General features: G+C 38.1%; 9 protein-coding genes. 2 read left to right on the top strand and 7 right to left on the bottom strand.

The annotated features are described in order from the left end of the window. Positions 1 to 233: transposase (locus CBG25_RS19780; protein ID WP_290604297.1), on the top strand; the 233-nt coding region annotated here is incomplete at its 5' end. Between the two features lie 178 nt (positions 234 to 411). After that, the gene (elyC, locus tag CBG25_RS19775) at positions 412 to 1,221 is read left to right on the top strand and encodes an envelope biogenesis factor ElyC (RefSeq protein ID WP_290608785.1); all 810 of its coding nucleotides are present in this window, start codon (positions 412 to 414) and stop codon (positions 1,219 to 1,221) included. 34 nt (positions 1,222 to 1,255) lie between these two features. On the opposite strand, the gene kdsB is transcribed toward elyC, so the two are convergent. The 7 genes from kdsB to CBG25_RS19740 all read right to left on the bottom strand — a co-directional run. Continuing rightward, a complete protein-coding gene (kdsB, locus tag CBG25_RS19770) occupies positions 1,256 to 2,005 on the bottom strand; it encodes a 3-deoxy-manno-octulosonate cytidylyltransferase (RefSeq protein ID WP_290608783.1) in 750 nt (249 codons plus the stop codon). Between the two features lies 1 nt (position 2,006). Continuing rightward, positions 2,007 to 2,186 (bottom strand): Trm112 family protein, encoded by a 180-nt coding sequence (locus CBG25_RS19765; RefSeq protein ID WP_032116333.1) that lies wholly within the window; start codon positions 2,184 to 2,186, stop codon positions 2,007 to 2,009. A gap of 127 nt (positions 2,187 to 2,313) precedes the next feature. Continuing rightward, the gene (locus CBG25_RS19760) at positions 2,314 to 2,535 is read right to left on the bottom strand and encodes a cold-shock protein (RefSeq protein WP_290608781.1); all 222 of its coding nucleotides are present in this window, start codon (positions 2,533 to 2,535) and stop codon (positions 2,314 to 2,316) included. A gap of 369 nt (positions 2,536 to 2,904) precedes the next feature. Beyond that, positions 2,905 to 3,897 carry a tetraacyldisaccharide 4'-kinase gene (gene lpxK, locus CBG25_RS19755; RefSeq protein WP_290608779.1) on the bottom strand — a complete coding sequence of 331 codons (993 nt, stop codon included), beginning with the start codon at positions 3,895 to 3,897 and terminating at the stop codon, positions 2,905 to 2,907. Continuing rightward, on the bottom strand, positions 3,894 to 5,642 hold the full coding sequence (gene msbA, locus CBG25_RS19750; protein ID WP_290608787.1) for a lipid A ABC transporter ATP-binding protein/permease MsbA: 1,749 nt from the start codon (positions 5,640 to 5,642) through the stop codon (positions 3,894 to 3,896). The genes lpxK and msbA overlap by 4 nt, the downstream gene beginning before the upstream one ends. 54 nt (positions 5,643 to 5,696) lie before the next feature. Continuing rightward, a complete protein-coding gene (locus tag CBG25_RS19745; RefSeq protein WP_290608777.1) occupies positions 5,697 to 7,292 on the bottom strand; it encodes a DNA internalization-related competence protein ComEC/Rec2 in 1,596 nt (531 codons plus the stop codon). Positions 7,293 to 7,483: 191 nt separating this feature from the next. Beyond that, positions 7,484 to 7,666: transposase family protein (locus CBG25_RS19740; protein WP_366212660.1), on the bottom strand; the 183-nt coding region annotated here is incomplete at its 5' end.

Raw genomic sequence — 7,666 nt, 5'->3', positions numbered from 1 at the left:
GTAAAGGCCATCGAAACAAACCGTTGTCCAAGACTCAGCAAGGGCGAAACCACAGGATTGCAAAGACTAGGGCACGGGTTGAACATGCATTTGCGGCGATGGAACAAATGGGTAGAAAACTGATCCGCACCATTGGACAGGTGCGCGCTAATTTTGCCATGACGATGATGGCAGCATGTTACAACCTAAAGCGGTTGGCGTACTTCCAGAGCGCGTGCATCGTGGCTTTCTGACGCCCAGAATGGGTCAAATGGCCCTAGCCAGGGCAATGTGCGATAGAATCAGTAACGTGATAATCAAAAAAAATCTAATTATTTAGAATGAAAGCCAAGGGTTAATTGAAAATCTTGAGTTTTTCGAGGTGCCCTAAATTATACTATACTCGATAAATTGATTAACTAGGATTGAAACATGCTGTTTACATTAAAAAAATACATTAGTGCGCTTTTAATGCCATTACCTCTCCTTATTTTAATTAGCTTTATCGGATTATTACTACTTTGGTTCACTCATTGGCAAAAAAGTGGCAAATGTTTAGTCTCTTTTAGTTGGTTAACTATTTTGTTACTAAGTCTACAACCTATTGCTGATAAATTACTACTATCGTCAGAAGGTGTGTTTAACAAACGCTATGAACTTTTGCACCCTAAAGAAGAAAACATCCAATATATCGTTGTACTTGGAGGGGGATTTACTTACAACCCTGATTGGCCGCCAAGCGCTAACCTTATTAATAATAGCCTGGCTAGAGTGACGGAAGGAATTCGACTTTATTCTCAATATCCAAGGGCTAAATTAATTTTTACTGGCGGGCGCGGTAACAATTTAATCAGTAATGCTGAAGTGGCAGAAAAAGTCGCACTATCGTTAGGGGTACCAGAAACAGCCATAATTACCTTAAGCACCCCCAGAGATACCCAAGAAGAAGCCTTCGAAGTAGAAAAAATCGTTGGCCAGCAACCTTTTCTATTGGTGACTTCAGCTAACCATATGGCACGCGCTGAACGTTTCTTTATAGCTAGAAATATGCATCCCATTACAGCACCCGCCAACCAACTTGCCATTACCTCACCATTACAGCCCTGGGAAAAATTTTTCCCATCGATTTACTTTTTTTCCCACTCAGAACGCGCTTGGTATGAATTTATTGGCTCAATATGGCAGTCAATAAAAATTGACAATACCCAACCTCTAATGCTCAGTTCCAATGTAGTGGAATAGATAGCTTTTTATAATTGGTGGCATCAGAATAACTTTAACTAGGGAAAAATGCTTTCCGAACAGCATCGAGATCCTGCTGATTATCAACCCCTGGCCCTGATGTTTTAACTGCCAGGGCTACATGAATTTTTTCGCCGTACCACAGTACACGTAGCTGCTCAAGCATTTCTATCGTCTCTAACGGACTTATCGACCATTGGATATAACGACGAATAAAACCGGCCCGATAAGCATAAATACCGATATGACGCAAAAAATGCTGGCCAATTTCCATTTTGCTAACGGCAAAGCGATCACGTTCCCAGGGAATAGCCGCTCTGGAAAAATATAAGGCATTGCTCTGTTTATCCGTCACGACTTTTACAATAGCCGGATCAAATACTTCCTGTGGATCGTTTATCGGTGCCGCTAATGTTGCCATGCCGACGTTATTTAGCATCAGATTACTAGCTAATTGATTAATTATTTCTGGTGGGATTAAAGGTTCGTCACCTTGCACATTGATAATAATTTCATCGTCAGAGAATTTATATTTTTCAATAACTTCTGCTAATCTTTCAGTGCCTGATTGGTGGTCAACGTTGGTCATGCAAACTTCTCCATTGGCCGCTTGCACCACATCAAATACAGCCTGATGATCAGTCGCCACAATAACTCGCGTCGCATCTGACATTAGCGCTCTTTCCATTACTCTAATAATCATAGGTTTGCCATGAATATCAGCTAACGGTTTGCCCGGTAAGCGATTAGAAGCAAAACGCGCCGGAATAATAACTGTAAACATGTTACTTTTCTTCATCTAAAGGCAACTCACGAGCTTCTTCTTTTAATAATACCGGTATGTTATTACGCACAGGATAAGCTAGATGATCAAATTTACAGATAAGCTCTAAATTTTGTTTATCATAGACTAGTTTGCCATGACAAATAGGACAGGCAATGATATCAAGTAGACGGTGATCCATATATTCCTCATCAAAAACGTAATTTAAGATGAAACCAGAATAGCATAAGCATGCATCACCGTTAACTTTAATATCTGCTCTAATGTGTATTTGTCAGTAATCTGACAAATTGGTAGTTAACATTAGGTTAAAATTCATAAGCGATAACATCAGCGGCAGCAATGCCATAAGCGTTACGCGTAACTGAAAATTCAACACACTGGCCTTCTTTAAACCATTTATTTTTAGTGTTCGCAATAGCTCGACGATTAACATAGATATCTTGACCGCCATTGACTGGGGAGATAAATCCATAGCCTTCTTTTACATCAAACCATTTTACGCGACCCATTTGTAATTGTAATGTCATAATAAAACTCCTTTTGTTCACTAGGTGACAAAATTTCATTTTCTCCTAGTGCTCCCTACTCTTTTATTAAGCTTTCGATAGAAACCCCATTTTTTCTTTCACCAAATACCCTTAATGTCAGAGTAGTATTATTATATTAAAAAAACACCAACTCAGTAGTGTCTGTTGCTATTTAGGATCTGTTTAAACATCAAACAACATAACATATGCCAAATTATTCATTACTAGAGTTTATCAATCAGACTTGATACTAAATAAAATTAAAGGATTTTTTATTAATGAAATAATAGCTGGCGTGGTATAATTGAAATGAAGTCACTACATTCCTAACTAGATTCGACTTATAGATAACATGATAATGTTATTATTTCAAGCATTTTTACCAGACTTGACCAATTCACTAATCGCAGAAAGGGTTTTTCCTGCACCAGGCTGTGCAAGTTGGGCATTTACTGGCAGATACCACCAATTTAATTGAGCAAAATGAAAACATTTCACTGCGTCCTTTTCAGTCATTAATAATGTTTGATGTTCAGTCACTAAGGTTGTTAGTTTAGAAAACTCATAACACTGGTGATCAGCGAAAGCGTGTGTTGCAATTAATGGCACTCCCTTTCGTTCAAGACTTGAAAAAAAACGTGCTGGGTGCCCAATTCCTGCAATGGCAACAACTTGCTCCAACTCACAGACTGAGCGTTTTTCACCGGTCAACATATTGATAGCAATATCGCCTGTTAACTGCATGGCAATCTCCCCATACTTAGCGATACCACCATTAGTAATAACAGCATTAACGGTATTCAAACGATATTGACATTCTCGTAATAGACCAGCAGGCAGCAACCAACCATTGCCAAAACGACGGATACCGTCGATAACAACGATCTCAAAATCCCTTTGTAGTGCATAATGCTGAAGACCATCATCAGCAATAATAACATCCAGTTTTTGTTGCTTTAGTAGCATTTTAACTGCGTCTACTCGTTTAGGGGCAATTGCCACTGGCACACCAGTTCGCCGATAAATTAACGCAGGTTCATCGCCGGTTTCTTTTATTGATATACTTTCATTAACCAATAGCGGATAAGAAGTTGCTTTACCGCCATATCCACGGGATACAACACCAACGCGATAACCTCGTGATAAAAGCTGCTCAACTAACCAAATAACAACCGGCGTTTTACCATTACCGCCAACAGTCAAATTACCCACAACGATAATAGGTATCGGCGCTTTCCAACTAGAGAAAATTGCCAAATGATAGCCAAGGCGTCTAAATCCAATAATCATGCCATATAATATCGACAACGGTAGTAGCAAAAGATATAGCCACGAACTACCTAACCATATTTTATCAATCATTGTTTAAATTGCATGCTATAAAGTTGAGCATATGCCCCATCGCACTTAAGTAGTGTTTGATGGGTACCTCGTTCAATAATTTTACCATCCTGAATAACTAAAATTTCATCTGCATTTTCTATTGTCGAAAGACGATGGGCAATAATAATCGAAGTCCGATTTTTCTGTAATTCGTCCAATGCTGCCTGAATCGCCCTCTCTGACTCAGTATCAAGCGCAGATGTAGCTTCATCAAGAATTAATATAGATGAGTTATGTAATAAAGCACGCGCAATCGCAATTCGTTGGCGCTGCCCACCAGAGAGCATTACACCATTTTCACCAATAACGGTATCTAGTCCATTATCCAGTTTTTGAATAAAGTCCATCGCATAAGCCATTTTAGCGGCTTTTTCGATCGCTTTTCGGCTGAAACGACCATCGGTTGCGTAAGCAATATTATTGGCAATAGTATCGTTAAAAAGATAAACATGCTGGCAAACGAGTGCAACTTGACTACGTAGAGAGCTTAAAGTGTATTCACGTAAATCATGATCATCAAGCAGTATTTGACCTTCATTAACCTCATAAAAGCGGGTAATTAGATTCGCGATAGTTGATTTTCCTGAACCTGATCGTCCAACTAAGGCAATGGATTTTCCTGCCTGAATTTTAAAACAGATATCATGTAATGCAGGATGCTCTTTTGTTGCATACTTAAAGGTAACATGTTTAAACTCTATTTCACCTTTCGCTTTTTTTAAGGTTAATTTACCCTCGTCTTTTTCCTGCTCCATATCTAAAATGGTAAACAATGTCTGGCATGCGGCCATACCTCTTTGAAATTGTGCATTAACATTTGTTAATGACTTTAATGGGCGCATCAGTGCAAACATGGATGAAAAAACCACACCGATAGTGCCTGCTGTTAATGTTTGCATAACTTCAGGAAAACTCGCAATATAAAGAGTGAATGCTAATGCTAAAGAGGCTATCAGTTGGATAATAGGATCAGAGATAGAAGATGCCGTCACCATTTTCATCATTTGCCGACGCATATGATTACTTACCTTGCTAAAACGCTCAGTTTCAACTTTTTGCCCACCAAAAATCAAAACTTCCTTATGGCCTTTTAACATCTGTTCCGCACTAGCAGTTACTTGTCCCATGCCAGTTTGCATACTTTTACTAATATTCCTAAAGTGCTTAGAAACCGAGCGAATAGTTAACGCAACAATAGGAGCAATAACAATTAATATTAGTGAAAGATGCCAACTGTAATAAAACATCAGCCCAAACAGACCGATAATGTAAGCGCTTTCTCGAACAATAGTGATTAAAGCGCTAGAGGAAGATGAAGCGACTTGCTCAGAATCATACGTTATGCGGGAAAGTAAAGTTCCTGTCGACTGCTGATCAAAAAAAGAAACCGGCATTCCCATCATATGGCCAAACAAACGCCTACGCATATTCATTACGACTTTACCAGAAACCCAGGCAATACAATAATTGGAGATAAAACTCGATATCCCTCTTATCAGCATTAGCCCCAATATAGCAATCGGTAACCATTTTAATGTGCTGTTATCAGCTTTACCGAAACCTTCATCAAGCAAAGGTTTTAATAAGGAGATCATGAATGCATCACCGGCAGCGTTAATAATTAACGCAACAGCAGCTACACTTAATCCCAGTTTAAATGGCAAAATTATAGGCCATAGTCGGCGAAATGTTTGCCATGTAGAAAGATCTTTATCATTCATTATCATTGTCTTATTAAATACCCATAAAATAAGCCGTTTATTTTACTTGAGAAATCTCTAAATACCAAACTGCTGATTATACCAGCGAGGATAAACTTCTTGTCTATAACGCATTATTTCAACTTTATCAAAATAGAACTGCGCTATAATTTGCCCTGATTCCGCTGTACTCAGCCAATTTGTCCCTATATTCTCATATCGTTGGCGTACTTTATCAGAAGGTAAACGCCAACGGCTATAACGTGCAACAGAAGTAAGTGCATATTGCGGTTTAATTGCTTGAATAAACGCCATCGTCGACGAAGTATTACTACCATGATGAGGAACTTGTAATAAATTAGCCGGCAAATTTGCTATTGCTAGACGCACGAGTTCTTTCTCCGCTGTTTTTTCAATATCGCCAGATAGAATAACCGAATGATAGCCATCACTAATTTTTACTACACACGATTCATTATTATGTGATCTTTTTTGATCAACTATTGGCCATAATACTTCAAAATGTAATTTCTGCCATTGCCAATAAATACCTCGATGGCATGGAAAATGATTTTTTTTATCAAAGTGACTTCTGATTTTTAATCCAGGATAGGTTAATAATAAACTCGCTACCCCACCAGTGTGATCGATATGATTATGACTAAGTATAATACCTTCAGGTGTTAAACGATGATATCGTAAATAAGGCAAAATAGTACTATTAGCAATACTGTTTTTCTTCCATGAAATACTGGTGTCATAAATTAACACTTTTCCCTGTCGCTCAATAATAATTGCTAATCCATGCCCCACATCTAACATAATCAATCGCCAAAGAACCAAATCGCTTTGTTTCATGGTCGTGATTGACCAATAAATTAACATTATTATCAGCAATTTATACTGCACAAACCAACTAAACTGCCAACATAAAATAATAAGCCAACTAAACCCAGTTATGATAATTGGAAGATGGCCAGTATCAAGCCAGTAACGCTCAATATGAGCCAGGGGCCATAATGCTAAACTAATGCTTTTATCGATTATACTAAATAATAAATTTTGTCCTGCGTACCAAAAAATACAAATATATGAAACCATAATTAACGGTATGGTTATAAATGAAATAATTGGCACAGCCCATAAATTAGCAAAAATACTAGTAATATTAACTCCTTGAAATAAAACCAATTGAATAGGAATTAATAGAATCAGCATACCTAATTGCAAATGAACCAATTTAACTATCCAATTAAGCCAACTGGGTTGAAACTGTACACTCAATTTGACAAACGAAAACCAAAATATTAATGCCGCAACCGCAAAACTCGAAAGCCAAAAGCTATCAGAAAGTATCGCAAGAGGTTCAAACACTAAAATTAAAGTAATACTCCACAATGCACATTGCCAGGGGAAACAAACAAAATTTTGTTGCCGAATATAAAGCCATAACGATAAGGCAAATATAGCCCGCTGTGCAGGTATCGCCCAACCAGACAACCAAACATAACCTAAAGCAAAGCACCAACCCACTAACATCGGTATACGAAGCTCGATAAAACAAATGGGTAATAAAAACTGAATCAAACGATATAGCCAAAAACCAAAAAAATAAGCCATGCCAATATGTAAACCTGAGATAGCCATCAAATGCGCAATACCGGTTCGTTGCAATTATTGCCTTAATACGGGTTCTAATAATCCACGTTCCCCAAACGTTAAAGCATAAATCACCGCCTGGTTATGATATTTACTGATAACATTAACTGATGCTGCAATTACCTTTTGCCTTAAAGAACAGTGTTTATTCAATAAGCGTGTTGTTTAATAGTGAAATAAGGGTGTTTCGGTGATTGAAGTAAATTTTACGCTGTTCTGAGATGGAAATTCCAAAGACCTGCGCTAAGGAGTAAGAAGGTATCATCAATAAAGGGTCTACGATTCCGTAAAATTTGGGTCATGCAACCGAGGCGCTTGATACCCGCGATGGCGTGTTCAACTGTAATACGGATGCCCGAGATTATTTTATTTTCTTGTTTTTGTTCAGG

Origin of the sequence: Arsenophonus sp. ENCA, from assembly GCF_002287155.1 — a bacterium.
Lineage (GTDB): Bacteria > Pseudomonadota > Gammaproteobacteria > Enterobacterales > Enterobacteriaceae > Arsenophonus > Arsenophonus nilaparvatae.
This window is presented reverse-complemented; position numbering and strand designations above follow the sequence as displayed.

What these genes read in the sequence shown, in the direction of transcription:
- kdsB (WP_290608783.1), bottom strand. Translation starts at nt 2,005, where the DNA reads ATGTTTACAGTTATTATTCCGGCGCGTTTTGCTTCTAATCGCTTACCG.
- CBG25_RS19765 (WP_032116333.1), bottom strand. Translation starts at nt 2,186, where the DNA reads ATGGATCACCGTCTACTTGATATCATTGCCTGTCCTATTTGTCATGGC.
- elyC (WP_290608785.1), top strand. Translation starts at nt 412, where the DNA reads ATGCTGTTTACATTAAAAAAATACATTAGTGCGCTTTTAATGCCATTA.
- lpxK (WP_290608779.1), bottom strand. Translation starts at nt 3,897, where the DNA reads ATGATTGATAAAATATGGTTAGGTAGTTCGTGGCTATATCTTTTGCTA.
- CBG25_RS19760 (WP_290608781.1), bottom strand. Translation starts at nt 2,535, where the DNA reads ATGACATTACAATTACAAATGGGTCGCGTAAAATGGTTTGATGTAAAA.